Origin of the sequence: Streptomyces sp. V4I8, from assembly GCF_041261225.1 — a bacterium.
In the GTDB taxonomy this organism is placed as follows: Bacteria; Actinomycetota; Actinomycetes; order Streptomycetales; family Streptomycetaceae; genus Streptomyces.
The window spans coordinates 5,378,351-5,402,384 of record NZ_JBGCCN010000001.1; the positions used below are offsets into that span (position 1 = coordinate 5,378,351).

Genomic DNA, 24,034 nt, shown 5'->3' on the forward strand with positions numbered 1-24,034 from the left:
GACCACCTCAGCGACCATCCCGCCACAAGCTCGCATCGAACGGGTCGGCCTGCCCTTCGCGAGCCCGATCTAACTAGAGCTGGTGAGTAACCGCTTTTCTGTATCGGCTGTCGTCCACGCGGGCCAGAAACTCCCCCAGCGCCTCGTTGAACTCCTCCGGCCGCTCCAGGTTCGGCATGTGTGCCGCTCCCTCGATCACCCGGAGGGTCGAGTCCGGGAGCGCCGCGTGCATCGCCTCCGCGTCGGAGACGGGGGTGTAGGCGTCGTCGGCGCCCACGACGACCAGGGCGGGGACCGTGACCCGGGTCAGCAGGGCGCGGTAGTCGGGGCGTTCGGCGCGGCCGCGCAGGGCCGCCGCGGCGCCCTCGGGCGGCGTCGCCGTCATCATGCGGTGGACGTGGGCCTTGACCTGGGCGTCGGCATAGGGCGCGACCATCTTCTCCAGTACCTCGTCGGCGTATCCGCGCATGCCCTCGCGCAGCAGCCGGTCCGCCATGGCGCCCCGCGCCCGCTTGCCCTCCGCCGTCTCCGCCGCGGGGAAGGTGTCCGCGAGGACCAGGCCGCGCACGCGGTCGGGGAAGCGGGCGTAGCACTCCATGGCGATCTGGCCGCCCATCGAGAGGCCGCCGAGGACGAAAGTATCCACCTTCAGGTCGTCCAGCAGGGCCTCGATGTCCCGGGCGAAGACGGAGAGCGGGGTGACGCCCGGGACGACCGGGGAGGCGCCGTAGCCGCGCAGGTCGGGGGCGACGACCCGGCGGGTGGCGGAGAACGCCTCGGTCTGCGGGGCCCACATCGTGCGGTCGAAGGGGTGGCCGTGGACGAGGACAACGGGGGTCGCTGAGGTATCGACGCCTTTGTCCTCGTATGCGAGGAAGGGGCTCATGTGGACGACCCTAGATCGGCCCAACTCCTCGGTGCAATAAGATCTTTGCTCTCGGTGCAATCCGAGGAGTCCGCACTTGGGGGAGCTCGTGAACCGGATGGACGACTACCGGCGTCTCGCCGACCGCATAGCCGACGACATCGCCGCCGGACGGCTCAGGCCCGGTGAACGGCTGCCCCCGCAGCGGGCGTTCGCGCGGCGGCGCGGGATCGCCGGGTCCACGGCGGGGCGGGTGTACGCCGAACTCGTACGGCGGGGTCTGGTGGTCGGCGAGGTCGGCCGCGGGACGTTCGTGCGGGCCGCGCCGGCGGGGCCGGGTGAGCGGGCGCTGGTCGAGGCCGCGACGGCGGCTCCGGTCAACCTGGAGCTCAACTACCCTTCCGCGCCGGGCCAGTCGGAACTCCTCGCCCCTGCCCTGGCCCCACTGCTGCGCCCCGACGTCCTGACCGAGGCCCTGAGCCCGGCCGCCGCCACCGGCACACCCGAGGCCCGTCAGGCGGCGGCCGCCCTCCTCGCCACCCCGGGCTGGCGCCCCGCCCCCGACCGCGTCCTCTTCACCGGCAACGCCCGCCAGGCCGTCGCCGCCACCCTCGCCTCCCTGGTCCGCCCGGGCGGCCGGGTCGGCGTCGAGGCGCTGACGTACCCCGTGGTCAAGGAGATCGCCGCCCGGCTGGGCATCACCCTGGTGCCGCTGGCCACCGACGAGGAGGGCCCCCGCCCGGAGTCGGTCGCCGCCGCCCACCGCACGGCTCCCCTGGCCGCGCTGTACCTCCAGCCCACCCTGCACAACCCGACCTCCGTGACGACGAGCCCCGAACGCAGACGCCGACTGGCCGCCATGGCGATCGACTTGAACATCCCGGTCGTCGAGGACCGCATCTGGTCCTTCCTCACCGACGACGACCCCCTCGCCGCCCACGCCCCCGGCCTCACCCATGTCGTCGACGGCCTCTCCAAGCGCGTCGCGCCCGGCCTCACCGTCGGCTTCGTCGTCGTACCGGAGGAACGCGTCGAGGCGGTGGCGGCGGCCGTCCGCTCCGGCGGGTGGAGCGCGGGGCGGTTCGCGGTCGCGGCGGCCGTGCGGTGGATCGGGGACGGGACGGTACGGCGACTGGTCACGGCGAAGCGGGCGGACGCGGCACGCCGGCAGCGGATCGCGGAGGAGGAACTGCGTGGCTTCACCGTACGGTCCGACCCACGCGCCTACTACGCCTGGTGGGAACTCCCCGCCCCCTGGCGCGCGGACACCTTCACGGCCGCCGCGGCCGCGCAGGGCGTCGCGGTGACGCCGGGTCCGGCGTTCGCGGTTGATTCGAACCGCACTCCGGATGCGGTCAGGCTCGGGCTCGGGTCGGTTTCTGAGGTGGATCTGCGGTGGGCGTTGCGGGGGCTTGTCGGTGTGGTGCGAGGAGTTGGGTCAGGCGGCAGGTGAGGGCGGCGGCCAGGCCGAGGGCGATGAGGAGCCAGGAGACGTTGCGCAGGGTCGCCGTCAGGGCGTCGTAGACCGCGCCCGCGGCCGGGCGGTGGGCCGGGTCGGACAGGTCGGCCAGGGTGAGCCGGCGGCCGATCGCCACCGCGAGGAGCAGGAACGCGCCGCCGAGGGCCGTGCCCAGTGCGGTCGCCGTGACCGCGCGGCGGCGGCAGGCGGCGATCGCGATGCCGGCCGAGGCGAGCACCGCCGCCGAGACGGGCAGCCAGAAGCCGGCGACTTCGAGCACCTCGTACCCCTTCCTCAGGCGTGCCACCTCGTGGGCCGGGAGCAGCGCGACCTCGGTGTGCTCGACCGGGATGTGGTGCGCCAACGGCACGTGATCCTGGGTGAGCCGGTGTTTGATCTGGGCGGTGACCGGCGCGAGGTCGACGGTGACCGCGCGCTCGCGTCCGTCCTGAAGGGCGCTCAGCACGGCGTCGTGGACCACCCGGTTGCCCGCTTCCCACGCCGTACGGAAGGCCTCGGTCCGGGTGAAGGAGCGCACCGCGTCCTCGGCGAAGGGCCGCACGGAGACGGGCTCGGGCGCCGCGGGGTCCGCCGGGGACGTCTCCATCCGGTGGTCGATCTCCCGCATGATCCCGGCCCCGACGGTGTCCGCGACCACGCCCTGCACGGCCGGATCGGCGGCGAGCGGCGCCATCGCGGTGAGGTACCGCCCGGTGTCCGCCAGCCCGTACGCCACCCACGCCGCCGACGCGCCGAACGGCATGAGGAGGCACGCCAGCGCGATCAGCGCTGCCGACAGGGCGTTCCGTAGCCGGGTGAGCACCCTTTCAGGCAAGGGTCACGGAGGCGTGGGCGCCAGCCCTGTGCCTGCATACGGCCGCACGGTACCGCTCTCCGGTGGAGCGTTCACCCGAACGGGTGTCTCATGGATCAGGGGAGCAAGGAGGCCCATCATGCGCACCACTCCGTCCCTGCGGATCATGGCCGCGGCCCTGCTCACCGGTGGCGCCCTCGCCGTCGCGACGACCGGTACCACGGCGGCGGCCAGCGACCGTGACAACAGTCCGATCGGTATCGAGTGCCAGGTCCTCGATCACCACGCCAACGGCGACCCGTTCTGGTACTGGCTCTCCGGCGATCAGTGCCGGGAGGGGAACGTGTCCGTGTCCGTGATCGTGATCGTGGCTGTATGAACGTGATCGTGGGTGGATGAAGGGGAACGGGTCGGCCTCGGCCCCATCGGTGGCAGTCCGCCATCGGTAGGCCGGGGCCGATCCGTGTGTCCGTGGCCTGCGTCCGCCGTACGACCCCTGTACCGCCGCCGTACGACCGCCTACGCCCGTCAGGCGATACGGCGGCCCTGGGCGTCCTCGTGCGTGTAGTAGCGGTAGAACAGCACGACGAAGCAGGCCGCGCCGATCACGAGCCCCATGAGCGAGGACCTGAGGACCGACGCGTCGGTCTGGCTGTACAGGAACCCGAACGTGCCGCCCGCGAAGGCGGCCCACAGGATCGCGTGGACCTCGCGGATCATGCGCGCGGCGACGTACCGCACGGCGACGTGGAGCACCATGAACGCAATCGCGGTGACGAAGCCGAAGAGCAGGTTCCAGCCCGTGATCTCGCCGCCGGAGCGCCGGTTCGCCGCGGCCCAGTAGCCGTAGACGAGGCCGAGACCGACCGGTACGGCCACGCTCATCACGCGGTGTGTCCGCGCGCTGAACACATCGGGCAGGCCCCTCGTGCCGGCCGTGCCCGTCCTCGCCGTCACCGTCCGTCCGCCGGGCGCGGGTGCCGCATGAGCCATGAGAGCACTCCTCTCTCCTCGCCCCGCCATCCAGGGCACACCTGAAGCGGGCCGCAGGCAAGTCGGCACCCGGATGCGGCGCGCTGATCGGCGTGTTTGGCTGATGCCCATGAGGGCCGTCAGCGGCGGGGAGGCCGGCCCGCGGGGCGAGGGCGCCCGCCGGCCGGAGCTGCTGCGCGTACGCGGCCGCAGTGTCGCCTGGGTACCGCCGCTGCTGCTGCTTGTCGGCATCGTGCTGGTCGACTTCAGGACCAGCAGCGACTTCCGGATCCTGTCCTGGATCGTGCTGGTGCCCGGTATCGCCGCCGCGATCTGCGGGGTGTGGGGCACGGCCGCGTTCGCGGTGCTCGCACCCGCCACCTACGTCGTCGCGGACGCCGCCCTGCCGGCCGAGTACCAGGCAGGCATCCCCGACCTCGTCCTCGCCGGCATCGGCGGTGTCCTCGCCACGCTGGCCTGTGTGGTCCGGGTCCGCGGTGAGCAGCGCATGCTGCACATCCAGGACGTCGCCGAGACCATCCGCCGCACGGTGCTGCGCCCGCTGCCGCCGGGCTGGGGCGGCCTCGAACACGCGGCCGTGTATCTCGCCGCCGACAGCGAGGCCAGGGTCGGCGGCGACTTCTACGACATCCAGACCGGCCTGCACGGCACCCGCGTCATCCTCGGTGACGTCCAGGGCAAGGGACTGGCGGCGGTGGAGGCGGCGGCCGCGCTGCTCGGCACGTTCCGGGAGGCCGGCTACCACGAGCCCGACCTGACGACGGTCGCCCAGCGCCTGGAGGTGCGCATGCAACGGCAGATCCGCATGCGCAGGGCCCTCGGCACCCAGGACGGCGACCGGTTCGCCACCGCCGTACTGCTCGGCTTCCCCGACGACGAGCCGGACGCGCTGGACGCCCTCGTCCTCGGTCACGACTGCCCGCTCGTCGTCGGCCCCGACGGCGTACGGTCCCTGTCGCCCGGCCACGGTCTCCCCCTCGGCCTCGCCGAACTCGACCCCGCCGACGGCCCGCCGCCCGTGCGCCGGGTTCCCCTCCGTCCCGGCGAGACCCTGCTGCTCACCACGGACGGGGTGACCGAGGCCCGGGACGGCGACGACGTCTTCTTTCCGCTCGCCACCGAGGTCGCCGCCGCCGTCGCCGCCGACCCGGACCTCGCGCGGCCCCGGCGGCTGGTCGCCTTCGTGCGGGACGGCACGTTGCGGCACTGCGGCGGTCATCTCGCCGACGACACGACGGTGTTCGCGGTGCGACGGAGGAGAACTGGTGTGGGGAATACGGACGGAATCGGGCGTAAAGAGTCCTGAGATCCCGCTTTGCAGCCGCAGCGGTTACGGTGCTGCCTACGTGATCGACGGGGGATGGGGAGGGACCGATGCCCGGAACCGTGCTGCTGCTGGCCGCCGCCCCGGCGGGCAAGGGCTGTCTGGTGGACGCCGCCTCCGTGCTCCCCGTACTCGCCGCCGTCCCGCCCACGGTGCTGTCCGGCACGGACACGGCGAACGTCGTGGAACTCGCCGACCCCCTCGAACCGCAGGCCGTCCTCACCCGCCTGCGCGCCGCCGCGGCCTCCCCGGCCCCCCTCACCGTCTTCGTCACCGGCCAGCTCCACCTGGACCGCCGCCAGCATCTGCCCCACCTCGCGCTGGCCCGGACGACACCGTCGACCGTCCGCTACACCGGCTTTCCCTGGCACTGGTTCCGCGAGGAACTGCGCCTGCGCGCACCGGGTTCGACGTCCCTCCTCCTCGACCTGCACACCGACGCCGAGACCTGGCAGTGGCTGGGCGCGCACCCCCTCGACTCGGGGCGCAACAGCGCGGTCTACGGCCGTATCGCGCCGCCGCCGAGTCGCCGTACGGTGGCGGGCCCGGCGTATATGAAGGCCGTGGCGACCCTCCTCCGCAGCGGCCACCGGCCCCCTCTCGACCAGCTCCACCAGCAGGCCCTGACACGCATCTCCCGCGAGGGCGGTCTCGGCACCGACATAGTGCTGACGGCATACGCCCCGCCCCAGCTCCCCCCGAACCTCCTGCCCCCGACCCCGGCCCGACTCACCGCCCCCACTCCCGCCCAGGGCCCCGCCCCGCTCCTCGTGCCGAGTTCCGTACGCGGCTTCGAGCCCAACCCCACCCAGGGCCCGACCCCCGTCCCCCCACCGCTCCCGGGCGAACTCCCGGCTCTCGACTCACCGCTGCCCGGGGAGACCCCGGCTTACGGCTCTCCGCCCCTGCCCGGGGAGGCCCCGGCTTACGGCTCTCCGCCACTTTCGGCACAGAGCCCGGCTCCGGGGTCCCCGCGACTTCCGGCGCAGGACGGGGCGCCGGGTTCTGGGCCGCTCCCGGCACAGGATCTGCCGCCGGGTCCGGCGCCGAGCCCGGCTCCGGTTGCTGCGTCGGGTTCTGTGCCGAGCCCGGCTCCGGTTGCTGCGTCGGGTTCTGTGCCGAGCCCGGCTCCGGTTGCTGCGTCGGGTTCTGTGCCGAGCCCGGCTCCGGTCATGGCGGCGGGTTCCGTGCCGAGCCCGGCTCCGGTCGTTCCGTCGGGTTCCACGCCGAGTGCCGAGCCGAATCCCGCGTCGGGTTCACTGCCGCTTCCGGCGGAGAGCCCTGGTGCGGGTTCCTCGCCGATTCCGCCGCAGCAGTCGCCGTCGGGTTCGGTTCCGAATTCGGCTCCCGCCTCTGTTGTGCCGGGTTCCGTGCAGAGCCGTGAACCGGTCCCGGTGTCGATTTCCGCGCCCAGCACCGAGCCGAGTCCCGCGCCGGGTTCCCCGCCGCCCCCTGCGGAGGGTCTGGCTCAGGGTTCCCCGTCGCTTCCGCCCGAGTACTCGCCGTCGAGTTCGGCGCCGACCCCGGCTCCGGTCTCTGCGCCCAGCTCCGAGCCCAACTCCGAGCCGAGTTCCGAGTCGAGCCTCACCCTGGTCCTGCCGCTCCCTGTGCAGAGCCCCGCGCCGAGCTTCCCGCAGGCCCCTGTGCAGAGCCCCGCGCCGAGCTCCCCGCAGGCCCCTGTGCAGAGCCCCGAATCGAGCGCCCCGCCGCTCCCCGCGCACAGTCCCGTCCCGAGCCCCGCGCCGACCCCCGCCCAGCTCCCCGCGCCCCATGACCCCCACGCCACCATCGCCGCCGCCGTGGAGTCCGGTCGGCATGGGGAGGCCGAGGTGTTGGCGGCTCACTATGAGCAGACGGCTCTGCGGGCCCATGGGCCGGCTTCCGAGGCGGCGTTGCACTGGATCGAGGTGCGGGCCGATCTGGCGATGATGGCGGGGGATCCGGTGCGCAGTTGCCGGGCCTGGCTGATGGTGGCCTCGGCGCGGCTGTCCGCCGGGCAGGCGGCGGACGCGCCCGCGGTGGAGGCCGCGGTGGACCGGGCCCACCATCAGTGGGGCCAGATCAAGGACGCCGTCCCCGCACGTGAACTCGGCCCCGCGCTCGCGGAGCTGCGGGGCCGAGTGCCGGGACGGCGGCGGGGTGCGCTGGAGAACGTCCTCCGGCAGCTGCAGCAGTTGCAGACGCAGGCCTGAGCCGCCGGACACGGACGTCACTTGGTGAAGACGAAGTACTTCCAGGCGCCGTAGGTCGTCGCGTTGACGTTGTCGCCCGACGTCGTGTCGATGTACGACGAGCGGATCCGGAAGCGGGGGCCGACGGGCGGGGTGCCGTCGAGGGTGACGGAGTCCTTGCCGTAGGTGTCGAGCGCGAGGTACTCGGAGTGCGTGGTGTGCCAGGCGCCGTCGTAGAACCGCTGGACCTGGAGCTGGTACTTGCGGCCCGGGTACTTCGTCATCGTCGTGTTGTGGACGGGGTCCTTGGACTGGTGGAAGTAGTAGTACTTCTGGTTCCAGGCCGTGGCCGTCTTGTACGAGCCGGTCAGCGAGGTCGACACCGCCACCTTCGTGTAGACGGTGTTGGTGATCGTCTTCGCCGCGTACCGCGTGTCACCCGTGAACTTCGCGCTGACCTTGGTGTCCCGGGTCAGACGGACGGTCGCCGTCAGGTTCCCGCTGGAGTCGACCGTGCCCTTCCTGACCAGCGCGTTGGGCTTGTCGGAGCCGTAGGGGTCGGCCCAGATCTCCACCGTGCGGTTCTTGTAGGTGGTGCCGAGGTGCGCGGTGAAGGTGACGGCGCTGTTGTAGCCGTACACCTTGAGGTTGTTGTTCAGCGTCAGGGTGGTCGCGGATTTGGCGACGGTCACCGCGTCGGAGGCCGTGGCCCCCGCGTGGTCGGCGTCGCCCGCGTAGGTGGCGGTGTACGTCACCTTGCCGCCGGCCGGCGGGGTGTCCGTGAAGGTGTATGTGCCGTCCGCCGCGACGGTCGCCGTGCCGAGCGCCTTGCCGGCGGGGGACTCGTCGTCGGTGCGGGTGACGGAGACCTCGGTGCCGGCCGGCACCGCGGCGGTCGAGGTCAGCTTGCCCGTGAGCGTCAGCGCCTTCGCGCGGGGCGCCGTGGCGGGGGCGTCGACCGTGAGGGTGGTGGCCACCTTGGTCGGGTCGTCGTAGACGTGCAGCGCGTAGGCGTCGCTGCCGCCGCGGGACACCGCGAACAGCTTGCTGCTGTCCGGCGCCCAGGCGAGCCCGCGCGGGGTGAGTTCGTCGGAGCCGAAGGTGTAGTCCTTCAGCGAGATCGACGTGCCCGGCTCGAAGACGTGGACGTCGGGCTCGTCCGTGGAGCTGGTGCCCGCCGCGACATCGCCGTTGGGGGCGATGTCGACCGCGTTCGGGTACGGGTTGGTGACGTACTTGCCGTCCTTGGACAGGTCCGTGAGCTTGTAGACCGCCTGGTAGTACGGGGCACCGCTGGCCGTGACGACGTCCTTGCCGTCGGGCGTGACGGCCATGTCCATGAGGTTGCCGCCGCCCGTCGAACCCGGGTCGAAGGCGTACGCCGTCTGGCTCGGCGTGCCCGAGGAGACGTCGTAGACCGCGAGGACGACCGGGCTCTGGCCGGGGGCGCCCGCGACCAGCGTGCCGGGCGCGCCGGCGGAGGCGTCCAGGATGGGGGCGGAGTACCAGGCGTTGGTGGGGGCCTGGTTCAGGGCGACGACCGGGTCGGTGCCGCTGACGTCCAGCGAGCCGATGTTGCCCTGGGCGGCGCCGCCGTAGCCGAACCAGATCTTGCCGCCGGTCTCGGCGAGGTACTGCGGGTCGGCGGTGCCGGTGGAGTACCGGTGGGCCTCGGTCGCGGTCGCCGTGTCGATGGCCACGATCGCGTCGGCGTCGCCCACGGCCGCGTACACGGTCCCGGAGTCGGGCGACAGTTCCAGGCCGAGGACGCCGGGCAGCGAGCCGACGGTGCCGACGACCGCGCCGGCGTAGTCCGTGACGACGACCTGTCCGGCGGTCGGGTCGCTGATGAAGACCCGCTGGTGGACCCCGTCGACGACGATGTCGCCGGTCGACTTCAGGGGCAGGGACGTGCTGGAGTCGGCGGCGGCCGACCCGGCGCCGGTCGCGACCAGGGCGACCGAGCTGAAGAGGACCGCGAGTGCCGTCGCGGTCGGAAGAGTGCGTCTGCGCACGGTTTTTCGAACCCCCCGGAACGAAAAGAAGCGAAAGAAGCGATGAGAGCGGACGCGGCAGCAGGGGCGCGCGTGTACCGCAGCTAGTAAGCGATCGCAGGCTAGGTCATCGCACTGACAGCAGGGTTAAGCCGTGTGTAAGAGCCGGGTGTGAACGAGCCGGTGTGAATGAGCCGGTGGGCATGGGGAAGCCCCCGGCGGGACAGGGGGGAGTGTCCCCGCCGGGGGCGGCTGTGGGCGCCGGGTGTCAGCTCCAGGCATTGAAGCTGATGCCGGACGGCTTGGCCCTGTTCAGGGTGGTGCGGAAGTGGTCGTCCTTGTCCTGCAGGGGGAAGTTGGCCTTGTCCCAGCTGGAGCCCGCCAGCGCGTTCCAGGCCGTCCGGTTCTTGCTCCACAGGGTGTCGTAGGGGACCAGGGCCGGGCGGTCCCAGCTCCCGTTGCCCCACGCCTCCGCCCGCTCTCCCGCCTTGGCGAAGCGGAAGGCGTGTGTTCCGAAGGGGCCGGCCAGGGTGCTGTCGTCCTTGTGGTAGACGACCTTGAAGCGCTTGCCCTCCCGCTCCACGTCGTTGAACCGCTGGGTGGTGTAGTTGCCGTGGGCGGAGACGGACACGTAGCTGGGCCACTGGTCATTGCCGTGGTACCAGACCACGGCGGCCTCGAAGTCGTGCCGGTGCCCGAACTTGTCGCCGGGGCCGGCGACGCCCTGGTCCTTCTCGAAGTACAGGGTGTAGACGATGCCGCACCAGCCGGAGCCCTTGTCGCACTTGGACCGCGAGTAGGTGTTGGCCTGGCCGAGGTGGTTGCTCTTGCATCCGCCGCCGAGTGACCCGGTGTGGTCGAGGCCGCCGTTGAGTCTGCCGCTCGCGTCGACGGCGGCCGCGGGGTAGCAGCCGTCCTCGTCGTAGTCGAAGAACGGCTGGAACATCTCCTGCTTCACGGCGCCGTCGCCCATGTAGCTGAAGGGCTTCAGCAGGGCGGCGTTGGCGCTGCCGGTCACGCCGACGGTCAGCGCGGCGACGCTGCCCAGGACGAGGGCGGCCTTGCCCAGACGGGACGTCCTGTTGGTCTTGCCCTTGGTCTTGACTGCCTGCGACACGAGGGTCTCCTCCATGCTCGGTCTGCCGGGAACCCGGCGGTGCGAGATCGAGACTGGAGAGCGGAAAGTTGTTCGGCAGCCCTTCTGACCAGGGCAATCAATTCCTCTCGGCGTTTTGGAGGGCTGTTCGCCCGGGCGTCATGACCGCCGCTGACTCGTTTCTGTGCCGTTCACCTCGCGTTTTACGGCCGCCGCGCGACAGCCGACCTCCGCGACCGACTCCTGGAACCGGAGAATTGATTGATGCGTCCCCTTTGTCAGGACAATCAAATTCCATGATCAGTGGTGAGTTGTCCGGTGATGCGCGTCCTGTTGCCTTTCGTTTGCCCGCACGTCGCCGAGGGCGTGCTCGGGCGAAAGGTTCCGCGACGTAGTGTCACCGCTCTGACGTCGGTTTCGTCGGCTGTGTGGAGGTACGTGCGCATGGGCCGCCCTGAAAGACCCCTGGACCCGGAAGCCGGTCCCATAGCCCGGCTCGCCCACGATCTCCGCGAGGTGCGCAAGGCCGCGGGCACCCCCTCGTACCGGCGCATGGCCGAGGCGGCCGGGTTCTCCGCGACAACGCTGTCGCAGGCCGCGGCCGGCGAACGGCTGCCGTCCCTCGCCGTCGTCCAGGGCTACGTCAAGGCCTGCGGCGGCGACCCCGCGGAGTGGGAGCCCCGCTGGAAGGAGGCGGACGCGGAGGTCGCCGAGGCGGTGCGCCAGGAGTCGGCGGACACCGCACCGCCGTACCGGGGCCTGGCCCGCTTCGAGCCCGGCGACCGGCACCTCTTCTTCGGCCGGGACCGGATGGTCGAGGAACTGCACCGTCTGGTGTGCGACCACCGGTTCGCGGTGCTGTTCGGGGCGTCCGGCAGCGGCAAGTCCTCGCTGCTGCGGGCCGGGCTGATCCCCGCCCTGCGCGAGGAGATCGCCCGCGGGATCCGGCCGGCGGTGCTGCGGGTGCTCACCCCGGGAGCGCGGCCGGCCGAGACGTACGGACACCTGCTGACCCCCGCCGAGGACGAGCCGGAGAGCTGGGTCGTGGTCGACCAGTTCGAGGAGGCCTTCACCCTGTGCCGGGACCGCGAGGAACGGGCCCGCTTCATCGACCTGCTGCTCGCCGCCCGGTACCCGGGCAGCCGGCTGCGCGTCCTGATCACCGTACGGGCCGACTTCTACGCCCGCTGCTCCGAGCACCGGGGCCTGGCCGACGCGGTCTCCGGCGCCGGGCTGCTGCTCGGGCCGATGACGGCGGACGAGCTGCGCGAGGCGGTGACCAAGCCGGCGCAGGCCGCCGGGCTGCTGGTGGAGCGGGAGCTGGCGGCGCGGATCGTCGGCGAGGTCGTCGACCAGCCCGGCGGACTGCCCATGCTCTCGCACGCGCTGTTGGAGACCTGGCGGCGACGCAAGGGCCGGGTGCTCACCCTGGCCGCGTACCAGGCGGCCGGCGGGGTGCGCGGCGCGATCGCGGCGACGGCGGAGGAGGTGTACGAGCAGCTGACCGAGGACCAGGCGCGCACGGCCCGCCATCTGCTGCTGCGGCTGGTCGAGCCGGGCCAGGGCACCCCCGACACCCGGCGTCCGCTGACCCGCGCCGACCTGGCGGAGTGGACCGGTCCCGACGTGCCGGAGGTGGTCGAGCGGCTGGCCCGCGCCCGCCTGCTCACCGCCGACGAGGACGGCGTCCAGCTCGCCCACGAGGCCCTGATCACCTGCTGGCCGCGCCTGTCCGGCTGGCTGGACGAGGACCGCGAACGGCTGCGCCACCACCGGCGCCTGACCGAGGCCGCCCGCGCCTGGCTGGAGCACGATCGCGACCCGGGCGGGCTGTACCGGGGCAGCACGCTGGCGCGGGCCGAGGAGCTGTTCGGGGACGACGACGGCACGCTCACCGTGTCGGAGCGGGGGTTCCTCGTCGCCGCGCTGGAGGCCTGGGAGGCCGAGCAGCGGGCCGCCGCGCGGACAGCCCGAAGATCCCGGGCACTGGTCACCGCCCTGTCCGCCGTCCTGGCGGTGGCGCTCGTGGTGAGCCTGGCCGCGTGGAGCCAGCACCGCGACAACGAGCGGCAGCGCACCGACACCGCCGCCCGCCGCATCGCCGCCGTCGCCGACTCGCTGCGCACCACCGACCCGCGCGCCGCGATGCTGCTGGGCGTCGCCGCCTGGCGCGTCTCCCCGCTCCCCGAGTCCCGCCGGGCCCTGCTCGGCGCCCTCGCCCAGCCCGAGCAGGACATCTTCTCCGACCCCGCCCCCGGCGAGACCCCTTTCCGCTACCTCACCGCCTCCGGCCGCACGCTGCTGAACATCGAGGACCGCACCTGGCGGACCTACGACGTGGCCACGCACCGCCGCACCGGCTCGGGCCGGCTGCCGGTCGACGACCACGAGGTGGTGGCGGTCTCTCCGGACGCCAAGGTCGTGGCGGTGAGCGGAGCGGACGGCATCCGGCTGTGGGACACGGCCACAGGACGCTGGACCGGCGGTGGACCGTGGCCGCCGCTCTCCGACGTCGTCATCGGGGACCACGCCTATCTGGTGACCGGCCCCGAAGACGAACGGGCTCGCGTGCGCTCCGTCACCGACGGCAAGTCGATGTTCGGGAGCCCGGCGGCCGACCGCACGGACATGGCCCCCGACGCCCGCACGGTCGCCATCTGCCCCACGGGCGGCCAGGGCGCAAAGCCACCACAGGTGTGGGACACCGCCCGCCACCGGCCGCTGCCCGGCGAGTGGACGCAGGACCGGAACGTCTGCGCCGACAACGACTCGTCGCTGATCATGGGCGCCGGGCAGCGGATGGCCGCCGTCTCCGCGTCCGGCATCCGCGTCTGGGACACCGGCTCCGGGCGGCTGCTGGCCGATCTCACGGCCCCGGGCGTCGAGTACACCTCCTTCAGCAAGGACGGCAAGTTCCTGGCGGCGGCCGACGGTACGGAGATCAAGGTGTGGCGGCTGTCGTACCCCGACGCCCCGGTCTACCGGCATTCCCTCAACAACCAGTACGCGTACGGCGGCCTCGCCTGGGACCCCGAACACCCCCTCCTGCGCTACCTGGAGGCCGGTACGGTCCACTCGCTCGACGTGGCGACGGCGGTGACGCCGGCCTGGCACGACGGCGACAGTGCCCTGTCCGGCGTCCGCCTCGCCCCGGACGGCCGCGCCCTCGCCACCGCCGAAGTCACCGACAACGGCTACCGCTTCCAGCTGCGCGACACCCGCGACGGCCATGTCGTACGGAGGCTGCCGTCGCCGCCGGTGCCCGCCTCCCTGACGGGTACAGACCGGGCCGCCGCTCAGGCAGGCACAGACCAGGCCGCCGCTCAGGCAGGCACAGACCAGGTCATACTCGGCGACACCCTGGCCCTGACGGCGTTCAGCCCGGACGGCGGGTTGCTCGCCTACGGCGTCTCGGCGCCGGGCCGAGAGGCGGCCCCACAGCGGATCACGATCTGGGACCTGCGCCACAACAGGGTCCGGGACACCCTGGACCTGGCCACCGCCGACTCGGCCGGGGCGGTCATCGACCTCGCCCTGGGCTCCGGCGGCCGCACGCTGTACGCCGCGCGCACGCCCACTATCGGAGAATCGCGTGACGAGGTGTGGGACACGGAGAGCCACCGCCGCCGTTCCGTGGTGACCGGCCTGGACAGCGGCAACCTGGCCGTCCGCCCCGACGATGGACTGCTGGTCGGCGACAACCGCGTCGCCCGCCTCCCGGACGGGTCGGTGACCGGAAAGGACCTCGTCCAGGGCGACCAGATCGGCGCCATCACCTTCAGCGCGGACGGCTCACGGCTGGCGGTGGGCGACGGGACCGGACGGGTCGCGCTGTGGGACGGGGACGTGCGGCACAAGGCCGGGGTCCTGCGCAACGTCTTCCCGGCCCGGCTCGGCGACATCCCCGAGGGTGTCAGCGCGCTGGCGTTGAGCCCCGACGGCCGCACCCTCGCCGTGGGCGGCAGCTCGGGCACGCTCCAGCTGTGGGACGTCGCCACGCAGCAGCCGCTCGGCGACCCCCTGCCGACGCCGGGCGAGGAGATCGTCTCGGTGGCGTTCAGCGAGGACAGCGGCACGGTGTACGCGGCCGGGACGCATGTGCCGCTGCAGCGGTACGTCGTCGATCCGGACCGGGTGGTCGAGCGGGTCTGCGCCCGGGTGGGCGGCGGCCGTCAGCTGACCCGGACCCAGTGGGGGACGTACGTGCCGGACGCGCCGTACCGGAAGGTGTGCGCGGACTGACGGGCTTTGTGGAACCTTTGCCCGAGGGTGGGCGTTGATCGAGTGAGCGTGCATGACCCGACGAATACCGAGGTGACGTCAATGGCACTGTTCGACCGGCTCAAGGACCAGGCCAAGCAACTGCAGCAGCAGGTCCAGGGCGGCGGCCACGGCACGGCCGGCGGCCATGGCGGCCATGGCGGTCACGGCGCCCCGGCGGCCGGTGGCTCGCACGGCAACTCGCGGGGCGGTTCGAAGGCCCAGCTGGTGGGCCTGGTGAAGACACAGCTCGGCTCCCTGAAGACGGAGCTGAAGAGCGGCGCGTACCGGGACGCCAGCATGGCGATGTGCGCCCTGGTCGCGGCGGCGGACGGGCATGTGGACCCGGCCGAGCGCCAGCAGATGGAGTCGATGATCCTCAGCAACGACGTGCTGCAGAACTTCCCGCCGGACCAGCTGCGCCAGCGTTTCAACCGGCATGTGGACCAGCTCACCCGCAACTTCCCGCAAGGCAAGACCGAGGCCCTGCAGGAGATCGCCAAGGCCGCGAAGAAGCCCACCGAGGCCCGCGCGGTCATCCAGACCGGCATCGTCATCGCCGGCGCCGACGGCTACTTCTCCCAGGCGGAGCAGGCGATCCTCAGGGAGGCCTGCGCGGCCCTGGGCGTTTCTCCGGCGGAGTTCCAGCTCTGACGACGACGACCTGACGGCCGGACCCCCTGGCCCACAGGTCTACAGGTCCAAGGCCCGAGGCCCCGGCGGGAACACGGTGAGTGTCCCGCCGGGGCCGGCTTGTGCGGCTTTGCGTCTCTCAGCCGCTCAGCTGCTGCGGGATGACATGCTGAGCCGGTCGCTGGGCAGGTGCCGGATCCGCCGCTCGCGCCGGGCCCGCGTTCGCCGCCAGGACCAACGTCGCCACGGCGACCACCGCCGCGGCGAACCCTCGGGTGTAGCGCTCGGTGGTGCTGGTGCGTTCCTGCACGGCGACCTCGCAACAGCGTTGTGTTAACCACGTTTAATACGCGGTTTAACCTAGGCGCTGTCGGACGCGAACGGCAAGAGGCGCAGGGGGAGTTGGGCGATGTCGGACCGTGACGACCCGGGGACCATCGGGCGAAGAGTGCAGCAGTTGCGGGCCGACCGGGGGCTGACGCAGAGGCAGTTGGCGGAGCCGGCGTACACCCCCGCCTACATCTCCACACTGGAGGCGGGCCGCGTCCGCGCCTCCGACGACGCGCTCCGGCACATCGCCGGCCGGCTCGGCGTCGCCTTCGAGGAACTCGCCACCGGGCGCCCCGCGCACCTCGTCACGGGCCTGCGGCTGCGGCTGACCGAGGCCCACCGCGCCCTCGCCACCGGCGATGCCGAGGCGGCGGCCGAGCAGTACACCGTGCTGCTCGCGGAGGCGGAGGCGCACGGGTTCACCGAGGAGCGGGCGGCGGCCCTGCTCGGGCTCGGCGAGTGCGGCATCGACATAGGCGAACTCGCCTCCGCCCGACGCCACTTCGAGCAGGCCGAGCAGGTACTCACCGAAGCCGACGCCCCGCTGCCCGCCCGCGTCCCCGCCCTGCGCGGAAGGGCGGTGTCCCACTACCTCGCCGGTGAACTCCGCTACGCCGTCTACCTGTTGGAATCCACCCTCGACGAGCTCAACCGAGGCGGACTGCACGACCCCGACGCCCTCCTCCTGCTCTACGCCAGCGTCATCGGCCCCTACATGGACATGGGCGCCCACGCCCGCGCCGCCCAGGCCGCCGAATACGCCCTCGCCCTGGCCCCGCAGGCGGCGGACCCCGCCCTGGTCGCCCGGATGCACCGGTCCGTCGCCCGCACCCTCCTCGCCGAGGGCCGGGTCGCCGAGGCCGACGCCTCCCTCGCCAAGGCCGCCGAGCTGTACCGGCAGCTCCAGATCCGTACCGAACTCGCCAACTGCCACTGGATGCGCGGCTACGTCCACGCCCAGAACGGCGACCTGGAGAGCGCCGAGGCGGCGCTGCGCGAGGCACGAGCCATGCTCACCGCCAAGCGCGCCGCCCTCTACACCAGCCAGGTCGCCGTCGAACTCGCCGACGTCCTGCACCGGCGCGGCAAGTCCGCCGAGGCCGCCGCCCTCCTGCACGAGGTGCTCAGCGACCTCAGCCCCGAACGCGGCGCCCTCCACTCCGCCGCCGCCCACCGCCTCCTCGGAATCATCGCCGAGGACGCCCGTGACACCGAGACCGCCGAGGAGCACTACGTCCGCGCCCTGAGCCTGCTGGAACGCGCGGGCGCCGCCGGCGACCTGGCCGACCTGTGCCGCCTGCTGGGTGACCTGCTGCGCCGTACGGGACGGGTGGAGGCGGCCCTGGACGCCTACCGCACGGGGCTGGGCCACCGCACGGCCCCCGGCACCACCACCCTGGGCCCCGCCCCCGCACAGCCCCCTCTGTGAGGAACCCAAGGCTGCGCACAGGCCGGAACGGTTAGCCTGCCCGAGGCAATTCGCGGAACATTCCGGCAGCGGGGCGAGGACAGGCGCGTGCAGAACCAGCGGACCATGGGCGACGGGCTGCGCATCGTCGTACGCGCGCTCGTGTACGCCGTGCTCGGCGGGGCCGCGCTGCTCGCCATCGCCACGGTCGTCTCGGTCCTCGGGCCGATGCTCGCCCTCGACCTCTACACCCCGCCCGTCGCCGCCTGGTGGACCGTCTTCACGGCGATCGCGGTGCAGGGCGTGCCGTTCCTGCTGCTCGGCACGGTCGTCTCGGCGGCGATCGGGGCCTTCGTACCGGAGAAGGTCTTCAGCCGGCTGCTGCCGCGCAACCAGGCCCTCGCCGTGCCCGTCGCCGGGGCGGCCGGTGTCGTCCTGCCGGGCTGCGAGTGCGCGTCCGTGCCCGTGGCCGGGAGCCTGATGCGACGCGGCGTCGCCCCCGCGGCCGCCCTCGCCTTCCTCCTCTCCGCCCCCGCCATCAACCCGGTCGTGCTCGTGGCCACGTCCGTCGCCTTCCCCGGTCAGCCGGAGATGGTCCTCGCCCGGCTCGTCGCCTCGCTGGCCACGGCCGTGGTGATGGGCTGGCTGTGGGCCCGGTTCGGCCGCGAGGAGTGGCTGCGGCCACCCGAACGGCACACCGACCCCACCGCCACCGGCCTGCGCGCCTTCACCGCCGGGCTCCAGCACGACTTCCTGCACGCGGGCGGCTTCCTGGTGCTGGGCGCGGCGGCCGCGGCGACCTTCAACATCGTCGTGCCCCGCTCGGTACTGGACCTCTTCACCGGCTCGCCCTGGCTGTCGGTGCTGCTCCTGGCGCTCCTCGCGGTCGTCCTGTGCGTGTGCAGCGAGGCGGACGCGTTCGTCGCCGCCTCCCTGAGCGGATTCTCGCCGACCGCGCGGCTGGCGTTCATGGTGGTCGGCCCGATGGTCGACCTGAAGCTGATCGCCCTGCAGGCGGGGACGTTCGGCCGGTCCTTCGCCGTGCGCTTCTCGTCCGTGACCTGGGTGGTCGCCGTGCTGAGCAGCGTGCTCGTGGGGTGGTGGCTGCTGTGAGGCGGTACGGGCCGGCGGTACTGCTGCTCCTGACGGGCGCGGCGATCCTGCGGATCTCGCTCTTCAGCGAGCTGTATCTGCGGTACGTGCAGGCGGGACTACGGCCATACCTGGTCGCGTCCGGGTGCCTGCTGGTGCTGCTGGCGGTGGCCGCGGCGGTCGTCGGGCGACCGGAACAGGAACCGCACGCCGAGCAGCGCCAGCACGCAGAGCACGGCGAACACGCCGGCCGCGATCAGCAACGCGAGCACGGCGAGCACGACGAATCCGGCGACGATTCCCACGCCCACGATCAGCACGGCGGCCACCATAGCCCCCGCGTCGCCTGGCTGCTCGCCCTCCCCGCCCTCGCCCTCCTCCTCTTCCCACCGCCCGCCCTCGGCTCCTACAGCGCCGAGCGCGAGGCGGCGCAGCGCGCGGCGCAGGGGATCGGGCACTTCCCCGCGCTGCCGGCCGGGAACCCGGTGGAGCTGACGCTGGCGGAGTTCGGTTCCCGGGCGATCTACGACAGCGGACGGTCGCTGGCGGGCCGCACGGTCCGGCTGACCGGCTTCGTCACCCGCGACGACGACGGCACCTGGTACGTCACCCGCCTCCTCGTCGCCTGCTGCGCCGCCGACGCCACCACCAGCAAGGTCGAGATCCGGGACGCGGACGCGCCGCCCGTCGACGCCTGGGTCACCGTCACCGGCACCTGGCGTCCCAAGGGCAGGATCGGTACGGACGAGGCCTGGCCCCCGGTGCTGGACGCCGCCGCGGTGCGGCGGACCGCGCAGCCGGCGAACCCCTACGAGAAGCGGTGACGCTCCGCCGGGCCCGCCGGGATACGCCGGGGCGAGGTGTCGGCCGGGGTTTTGTGGTGCGGGCTTCGGGTAGTCGGGCCTCGTCCCGGGGGAGCGGTCAGGTGGCCCGGAGGCCCCGGAAGCAGCAGGCCGCGCTCGGGACGAGGAGGCAGCCGTGCGGCCCAGAGAGGATCGACCTGGTGAGCGCGGCCGGGAGCGAGCCGCGGACGCCATCGCCGAAGGCGTACGTGGTGTCGGGCCCGGCGAGATCCCGGCGCGGCTGTGCGATGTCGCGGTGGAGCTGCTGCCGGTGACCGGCGCGAGTGTGTCGCTGCACAGTGACGGCATGCCCGTACAGCTGGGCGCGAGCAGCGCGCAGGCCGCGTATGTGACCGAGATCCAGGCCACCTTGGGCGACGGTCCCTGTCAGTCCGCCGCGGAGAGCGGGTCCCCCGTGCTCGCCTGTGACCTGACGGAGGGGCAGGACGTCCTGCGCTGGCCGGTCTTCGCCCAGCAGGCCACGGCCGCCGGGGTACGCGCGGTGTACTCGATGCCGCTCGGCAACGACACGGTGTGCGTGGGCACCCTCGACCTCTACCGCGACACCCCCGGCGATCTCACCGACCGGGACCTGCGGACGGCGCGGGTCGTGGCCGGGATGATGACCGTGGCGCTGATGGCGCTGCCGCGGGTGGAGGAGGCGGGCGACCTGGGCGACGAACGGTGGCTGAGCGGCCTCGCCACCGACCAGGACCAGGTCTACCAGGCCACCGGCATGATCATGGCCCAGTTGGGCGTCGGCACGGACGAGGCGCTGGCACGGCTGCGGGCCCACGCGTTCGCGCAGGCGCGGACGGCGGTGGAGGTGGCCCGGGACGTGGTGGGGCTCCGGCTTCGGTTCGACGGGGAGTAGCGGCACCTAAGATCGTTGACCATGGACATAGCGCTGGTTCTCTTCTTCGTGTTCGCCGCCTTCTGGGGCGTCATGACCATCCAGAGCAGGATTTCCCAGGCGGACCGGCGGGTGGCCCGTGTCGAGCGCAAACTCGACCTGGTGATCGACCACTTGGGGCTGAACGCCCAGGACCCCCGGATGGGCGAGGTCGAGGCGCTCGTGCGGAACGACAAGAAGATCCAGGCCATCAAGGTCTACCGGGAGATCACCGGGGTGGGCCTGAAGGAGGCCAAGGACGCGGTGGACCGCCTGGGTTAGGGGGTGTTGTTCAGATTTCCGCCCTGCCCTGCTTCCTGACCTCGGTCAGCCGGTGGGCGCCCAGTTCGACGGCCGCCCAGGTGGCGTCGGCCGGTACGTCGCCGAGACCGCCGTTGGTGAGGACGATCGCGTCGTCGCCCACGCGGACGGCGGCGACGTGGAGGGTGAGGACGGGCGCGTCCTCGTACTCGGAGATGGCGCTGAGGACGATCCGCAGCCCCTGCCGGGCGTCCCCGACCTCCGGCATCTCGGCCTCGGTGACCTCGACGGTCATCTCCCCGTCGCCCGCCGTCGCCGTGAACTCGCCGCACTCGCCCGGCATGCCGCCGAGCCACGCCAGCGTGCGGTCCACGGCGTCGGGTCGATGGGCCACGACCTGGTAGCGCAGCTGGGCCTCGTCCCACGGGTCGTCCAGGCCGACCGACGCGCGCGTGGTGGCGTCGGGTCCGAGGAGTTCCTCCGCGTACAGCGCGTCGAGCAGCTTTCCGCACTCCGCCTCGGCCGACTCGGTACGCGCCTTGAGCATGGACTCCCGCCAGGTGGCGAAGCCCTCGGTGGGCACCCAGGGTTCGCCCAGATCGGCCTCGCTGATGAGCGCGGCCCGGGCCTGGGACTCGGTGAGGGTGGGGGCGGCCGCGGGGGTCGCCGCCGTGGTGGGGCTCGCGGTGGAGGCCTGGCCGCGGGGGGCCGAGACGGGCCTGCCCAGGCCGGCGATGGAGGAGCACGCGGGCGCCGTCAGCAGGGTGGCCGCGGAGAGCGTCGCGGCGATGACGGCGCGGGCCGGGGGACGGGGCATCGCGGGCCTCCTGGGCTGGGGTCGGGCGTGCGCCCAAGATCGGGTGCGTGTTCTTAAGGCACCACCCCGGCAGTACGACCACCAGCGCGCCGGTCCGTCCGGGTGACGCGGGCCGCCGTGAGCGTTCCTCGACCACGGCGGGGGCTGGGCGCTCAGCTGGGGTCCGGGCCCAGCATCATGTCCTTGCGCGTTTGAAGTGCTCTCCTCCCTTGCAAGCTCAGGAAGGAGATTCCCGTCTACCTTGCGGTGGCGGGCTTGACGCCACGAGTGCGCCTGACGACTGCCCTCCCGGCAGCCGGGATCAGCGCGGGGCCGATCCGGTACAGGTGCAAGATATTCCGGCCCGCGTTCCAGTCGGCGTTGCCGGACCATCCGCAGTCGGGGTTCTTGCACACGAACGTGGCCTGGTCCTCCCGGCTGCCGGGCGTGACGAAGCCACACGCGGAACAGCGCCGGGAGGTGTTCGGGGCCGGGACCTTCATCAGAGTTCCGCCACAGCGGGCGGTCTTGTACGTCAGCATCGCCACGGTCCGGCCCCATGCCTCCTGGGCGATGGAGCGGTTGAGGCCGGACTTCTGCTTGACGTTGGTCCCCGGCTCCTCGACGGTGCCCCGGGCGGACTTGGTCATGTTCGTGATGTGCAGGTCTTCCACCACGATCACGCCGTACTGGCGGGCGAGGTTCGTGGTGGTCTTGTGCTGCCAGTCGGTGGCTCGGCGCGTGGCTCTTGCGCGGAGCTGCCGGATCTGGTCGTAGGTGTGCCGCAAGCGCCGGGAGGTCTTCTCCTTCGGCTTGCGGAAGGACTTGCGGTGCGCGGCACGCCGCTCCAGACGGAGCAGCTTGCCCTTCTCGTCGGGGTTCAGCCACTTGTCGCGGTCAGCGGTGCCGTCCGCCAGACGCGGGGACCGTCCGTGGTCCTGGTGGTTGCCGTCCGACAGGGCAAGCGGCAGGTTGACTCTGGCATCAATACCGACTTCCGGCCCCCGGTGCGTGTCAGGCTTGGACTCCAAGGTCTGGACACGGAAGGCGATATGCCAGCCGAGACCGTCCTTGACGAGCCGGGCGCCGGTGATCCTGTTCTCCTTGTCCGCGTGCCTGCCGACAGGAAGGTCCTTGGTCAGCGGAACCGGACACGTCCGACCTTGGGAATGCTGACCATGCCCCACCGGCGGTGGACCCGCTTGATGTGCAAGTCCCGGCCCTGGGGAATGTCCACGGACATCACCGACCGGAAACGGGCCTTGAAGTTCGGCTCCTCGGCCCGGTCCTCCCAGCAGTTGACCCAGGCCCGGTGGTACGTCTTGAGCACCGCCTGAGACGCCTGCGCGGGAAGGAGGCCGAGCCAGTCGATGTCCTTACGGGCCTGCCGCAGCGTGGCATCCAGGCGGGACAAGGATCGCGTGCACGTCGGCGTCATCGTCCAAAGGTCGTGCAGCAGATTCCACATCGCACGGGCGGCATGCGCCCGGAGGCCCCACACCTCAACCGGCCCCCACAGCCGTCCCGCAGGACATCGAGTGGCGCCTGCCCCGCCACGCCCGAAGCGTCGGCCGGGCCCGAACCCTCTTCCGCGAACAGGCCACGTCGTGGAAACTCCCTGACGACGTGACGGAGACGGCGGTACTGCTCCTCAGTGAGCTGATGACAAACGCGTACCGTCACGCGAAGGTCTCCCCGGGCCGGGAGATCGGGGCCCGCTGCAGCTTGGACGCGAACCGCCTCCGCATCTCGGTCATGGACGCGAACGACTCTCTCCCTGAACCCCGTACCGCCGCTTCGGACGAAGAGTCGGGGCGGGGTCTGACTCTGGTGGCCGCGCTGGCGGACGCGTGGGGAGCGGAACCCCGCGAGGGCGGCATCGGTAAGACGGTTTGGTACGAGCTCGAATGCGAACCCTGCGATGCCCTTCGGACTTGACCGGTCCAAGTCCTACCGGCTGCCGGTTAACGGCTGGGCTGTCGGGTGGTGGAACGAACCGTCTCCTGGCTGTCCGGTTGCCGACGCCTCCACCGCCGCTACGAGCGCAAGCCGCAATACTTCCTCGCCTTCACCGCCATCGCGCCGGGCGTCCGGGTGACGGGAACCGAAAAAAGGGCGGGCGGCCAGGGTTCCTTCGCCGTGGGGCGAGCGGAGCCTGGCCGCCCCTGTGGGTGGCTCTACTACTGCTTCAGAAAGTCTCTGGTGCGCGAGAAGGAATAGGAGCGCGGGTCAGCCCTATTCGACGGGGTTCAGGTAGGAGTACTTGACCCAGCCCGTCTTCCCCTTGTTGGCCCCGCTGGTGACCTTGCCGTAGCTCCACTGGTAATCCTTGGTGCAATACTCGGTGAAGTCGGTGCCCGTGGACAGGATTCCCAGGGACGTGTAGCCGGTCCCGGGGCCGCTGCGCAGGTTCACGGCCGCCGCGGCTTCCTTGGTCTGCGTGACGATCAGGTTGCACGCACTGGGCAGGGACGCTGCCGACGCGGTCGGGGCGGTGAGCACGGCGCCGCCGAGGATCACGGCAGTGGACGCGGCAGCCGCTGCAATTCGCCGGGCGATTCGCACTTCTCGTCTCCTTGGGTTCGTCAAATAAATGCGCGTTCGGTTTTCGCACACGCGAAGCAGACACTACCCGATCATGTGGACGGCGTTTCGCTCAACTGCCTTTCCATAGAGGGGCATTGGTAGGCAGGGGACCGGCTTCGCCGTGCACAAAATCTCTGCGGCCTCCCACCCGCTCCTGTTACCGTCCCCCCATGCAGCGCGCCCATCCGTCTCTCACGACGACGCCGGACCCCGTCCCG

At 72.2% G+C, this 24,034-nt stretch carries 20 protein-coding genes and 2 pseudogenes; 13 read left to right on the plus strand and 9 right to left on the minus strand.

All coding sequences use genetic code 11. The annotated features are described in order from the left end of the window. Nucleotides 1-73: 73 nt before the first annotated feature. Nucleotides 74-886 (minus strand): alpha/beta fold hydrolase, encoded by an 813-nt coding sequence (locus ABIE67_RS24390; protein WP_370260952.1) that lies wholly within the window; start codon nucleotides 884-886, stop codon nucleotides 74-76. Between the two features lie 97 nt (nucleotides 887-983). On the opposite strand from ABIE67_RS24390, the gene ABIE67_RS24395 reads away from it, so the two are divergent. Then, the gene (locus tag ABIE67_RS24395; RefSeq protein ID WP_370268866.1) at nucleotides 984-2,318 is read left to right on the plus strand and encodes a PLP-dependent aminotransferase family protein; all 1,335 of its coding nucleotides are present in this window, start codon (nucleotides 984-986) and stop codon (nucleotides 2,316-2,318) included. Here the strand turns inward: ABIE67_RS24395 and ABIE67_RS24400 are convergent. Then, the gene (locus ABIE67_RS24400; RefSeq protein WP_370260956.1) at nucleotides 2,221-3,147 is read right to left on the minus strand and encodes a hypothetical protein; all 927 of its coding nucleotides are present in this window, start codon (nucleotides 3,145-3,147) and stop codon (nucleotides 2,221-2,223) included. The genes ABIE67_RS24395 and ABIE67_RS24400 overlap by 98 nt on opposite strands. 130 nt (nucleotides 3,148-3,277) lie before the next feature. Between ABIE67_RS24400 and ABIE67_RS24405 the strand changes: the two genes are divergently transcribed. After that, nucleotides 3,278-3,517, plus strand: coding sequence for a hypothetical protein (locus ABIE67_RS24405; RefSeq protein WP_370260959.1), 240 nt, complete (start codon nucleotides 3,278-3,280; stop codon nucleotides 3,515-3,517). A gap of 149 nt (nucleotides 3,518-3,666) precedes the next feature. On the opposite strand, the gene ABIE67_RS24410 is transcribed toward ABIE67_RS24405, so the two are convergent. Next, a complete protein-coding gene (locus ABIE67_RS24410; protein WP_370260963.1) occupies nucleotides 3,667-4,131 on the minus strand; it encodes a hypothetical protein in 465 nt (154 codons plus the stop codon). 109 nt (nucleotides 4,132-4,240) lie between these two features. Here ABIE67_RS24410 and ABIE67_RS24415 point away from each other — a divergent pair, with 109 nt between their 5' ends. After that, nucleotides 4,241-5,437, plus strand: a complete 1,197-nt coding sequence (locus ABIE67_RS24415) for a PP2C family protein-serine/threonine phosphatase (protein ID WP_370260966.1) — start codon at nucleotides 4,241-4,243, stop codon at nucleotides 5,435-5,437. A 68-nt stretch (nucleotides 5,438-5,505) separates the two neighbouring features. Next, nucleotides 5,506-7,647 carry a hypothetical protein gene (locus tag ABIE67_RS24420; protein ID WP_370260970.1) on the plus strand — a complete coding sequence of 714 codons (2,142 nt, stop codon included), beginning with the start codon at nucleotides 5,506-5,508 and terminating at the stop codon, nucleotides 7,645-7,647. A gap of 17 nt (nucleotides 7,648-7,664) precedes the next feature. Here the strand turns inward: ABIE67_RS24420 and ABIE67_RS24425 are convergent, their stop codons facing one another. Together ABIE67_RS24425 and ABIE67_RS24430 are read right to left on the minus strand one after the other, a co-directional pair. Beyond that, nucleotides 7,665-9,641, minus strand: coding sequence for an Ig-like domain repeat protein (locus ABIE67_RS24425; RefSeq protein WP_370260974.1), 1,977 nt, complete (start codon nucleotides 9,639-9,641; stop codon nucleotides 7,665-7,667). Nucleotides 9,642-9,888: 247 nt separating this feature from the next. Continuing rightward, nucleotides 9,889-10,737 carry an NPP1 family protein gene (locus ABIE67_RS24430; protein WP_370260977.1) on the minus strand — a complete coding sequence of 283 codons (849 nt, stop codon included), beginning with the start codon at nucleotides 10,735-10,737 and terminating at the stop codon, nucleotides 9,889-9,891. A gap of 423 nt (nucleotides 10,738-11,160) precedes the next feature. Between ABIE67_RS24430 and ABIE67_RS24435 the strand changes: the two genes are divergently transcribed. Together ABIE67_RS24435 and ABIE67_RS24440 are read left to right on the plus strand one after the other, a co-directional pair. Next, nucleotides 11,161-14,958, plus strand: coding sequence for a hypothetical protein (locus tag ABIE67_RS24435; protein WP_370260981.1), 3,798 nt, complete (start codon nucleotides 11,161-11,163; stop codon nucleotides 14,956-14,958). 81 nt (nucleotides 14,959-15,039) lie between these two features. Continuing rightward, nucleotides 15,040-15,630, plus strand: a complete 591-nt coding sequence (locus ABIE67_RS24440) for a tellurite resistance TerB family protein (protein ID WP_370260986.1) — start codon at nucleotides 15,040-15,042, stop codon at nucleotides 15,628-15,630. 118 nt (nucleotides 15,631-15,748) lie between these two features. Here the strand turns inward: ABIE67_RS24440 and ABIE67_RS24445 are convergent, their stop codons facing one another. Next, nucleotides 15,749-15,919: a hypothetical protein gene (locus ABIE67_RS24445; RefSeq protein ID WP_370260989.1), complete on the minus strand. Its 171-nt coding sequence runs from the start codon at nucleotides 15,917-15,919 to the stop codon at nucleotides 15,749-15,751. Nucleotides 15,920-16,018: 99 nt separating this feature from the next. On the opposite strand from ABIE67_RS24445, the gene ABIE67_RS24450 reads away from it, so the two are divergent. From ABIE67_RS24450 to ABIE67_RS24470, 5 genes are all read left to right on the plus strand, one after another. Next, nucleotides 16,019-17,368 carry a tetratricopeptide repeat protein gene (locus ABIE67_RS24450; RefSeq protein ID WP_370260991.1) on the plus strand — a complete coding sequence of 450 codons (1,350 nt, stop codon included), beginning with the start codon at nucleotides 16,019-16,021 and terminating at the stop codon, nucleotides 17,366-17,368. 105 nt (nucleotides 17,369-17,473) lie between these two features. Then, complete coding sequence (locus ABIE67_RS24455) at nucleotides 17,474-18,460, plus strand: permease (RefSeq protein WP_370268868.1); 987 nt, start codon at nucleotides 17,474-17,476, stop codon at nucleotides 18,458-18,460. Next, the gene (locus ABIE67_RS24460) at nucleotides 18,457-19,263 is read left to right on the plus strand and encodes a TIGR03943 family protein (RefSeq protein ID WP_370260993.1); all 807 of its coding nucleotides are present in this window, start codon (nucleotides 18,457-18,459) and stop codon (nucleotides 19,261-19,263) included. The genes ABIE67_RS24455 and ABIE67_RS24460 overlap by 4 nt, the downstream gene beginning before the upstream one ends. Nucleotides 19,264-19,417: 154 nt before the next feature. Further along, on the plus strand, nucleotides 19,418-20,155 hold the full coding sequence (locus ABIE67_RS24465) for a GAF and ANTAR domain-containing protein (RefSeq protein ID WP_370260995.1): 738 nt from the start codon (nucleotides 19,418-19,420) through the stop codon (nucleotides 20,153-20,155). Between the two features lie 21 nt (nucleotides 20,156-20,176). Then, nucleotides 20,177-20,455 carry a ribosomal protein L7/L12 gene (locus ABIE67_RS24470; protein ID WP_370260996.1) on the plus strand — a complete coding sequence of 93 codons (279 nt, stop codon included), beginning with the start codon at nucleotides 20,177-20,179 and terminating at the stop codon, nucleotides 20,453-20,455. Between the two features lie 10 nt (nucleotides 20,456-20,465). Here the strand turns inward: ABIE67_RS24470 and ABIE67_RS24475 are convergent, their stop codons facing one another. Beyond that, nucleotides 20,466-21,251, minus strand: coding sequence for a hypothetical protein (locus ABIE67_RS24475; protein WP_370261001.1), 786 nt, complete (start codon nucleotides 21,249-21,251; stop codon nucleotides 20,466-20,468). Nucleotides 21,252-21,487: 236 nt separating this feature from the next. Next, nucleotides 21,488-22,698, minus strand: a pseudogene (locus ABIE67_RS24480) (RNA-guided endonuclease InsQ/TnpB family protein). A gap of 77 nt (nucleotides 22,699-22,775) precedes the next feature. Here ABIE67_RS24480 and ABIE67_RS24485 point away from each other — a divergent pair. Further along, complete coding sequence (locus tag ABIE67_RS24485; RefSeq protein ID WP_370268873.1) at nucleotides 22,776-23,168, plus strand: ATP-binding protein; 393 nt, start codon at nucleotides 22,776-22,778, stop codon at nucleotides 23,166-23,168. A gap of 45 nt (nucleotides 23,169-23,213) precedes the next feature. Continuing rightward, nucleotides 23,214-23,312 (plus strand): annotated as a pseudogene (locus ABIE67_RS24490) (IS5/IS1182 family transposase); the annotation flags it as partial. A gap of 153 nt (nucleotides 23,313-23,465) precedes the next feature. Here the strand turns inward: ABIE67_RS24490 and ABIE67_RS24495 are convergent. Beyond that, nucleotides 23,466-23,795, minus strand: coding sequence for an SH3 domain-containing protein (locus tag ABIE67_RS24495; RefSeq protein WP_370261005.1), 330 nt, complete (start codon nucleotides 23,793-23,795; stop codon nucleotides 23,466-23,468). Nucleotides 23,796-24,034 lie beyond the last annotated feature (239 nt).

Coding starts and splice junctions, on each gene's coding strand:
- ABIE67_RS24390 (WP_370260952.1), bottom strand. CDS start 886: ATGAGCCCCTTCCTCGCATACGAGGACAAAGGCGTCGATACCTCAGCG.
- ABIE67_RS24395 (WP_370268866.1), top strand. CDS start 984: ATGGACGACTACCGGCGTCTCGCCGACCGCATAGCCGACGACATCGCC.
- ABIE67_RS24405 (WP_370260959.1), top strand. CDS start 3,278: ATGCGCACCACTCCGTCCCTGCGGATCATGGCCGCGGCCCTGCTCACC.
- ABIE67_RS24410 (WP_370260963.1), bottom strand. CDS start 4,131: ATGGCTCATGCGGCACCCGCGCCCGGCGGACGGACGGTGACGGCGAGG.
- ABIE67_RS24415 (WP_370260966.1), top strand. CDS start 4,241: ATGAGGGCCGTCAGCGGCGGGGAGGCCGGCCCGCGGGGCGAGGGCGCC.
- ABIE67_RS24420 (WP_370260970.1), top strand. CDS start 5,506: ATGCCCGGAACCGTGCTGCTGCTGGCCGCCGCCCCGGCGGGCAAGGGC.
- ABIE67_RS24435 (WP_370260981.1), top strand. CDS start 11,161: ATGGGCCGCCCTGAAAGACCCCTGGACCCGGAAGCCGGTCCCATAGCC.
- ABIE67_RS24440 (WP_370260986.1), top strand. CDS start 15,040: ATGGCACTGTTCGACCGGCTCAAGGACCAGGCCAAGCAACTGCAGCAG.
- ABIE67_RS24450 (WP_370260991.1), top strand. CDS start 16,019: ATGTCGGACCGTGACGACCCGGGGACCATCGGGCGAAGAGTGCAGCAG.
- ABIE67_RS24455 (WP_370268868.1), top strand. CDS start 17,474: ATGGGCGACGGGCTGCGCATCGTCGTACGCGCGCTCGTGTACGCCGTG.
- ABIE67_RS24470 (WP_370260996.1), top strand. CDS start 20,177: ATGGACATAGCGCTGGTTCTCTTCTTCGTGTTCGCCGCCTTCTGGGGC.
- ABIE67_RS24475 (WP_370261001.1), bottom strand. CDS start 21,251: ATGCCCCGTCCCCCGGCCCGCGCCGTCATCGCCGCGACGCTCTCCGCG.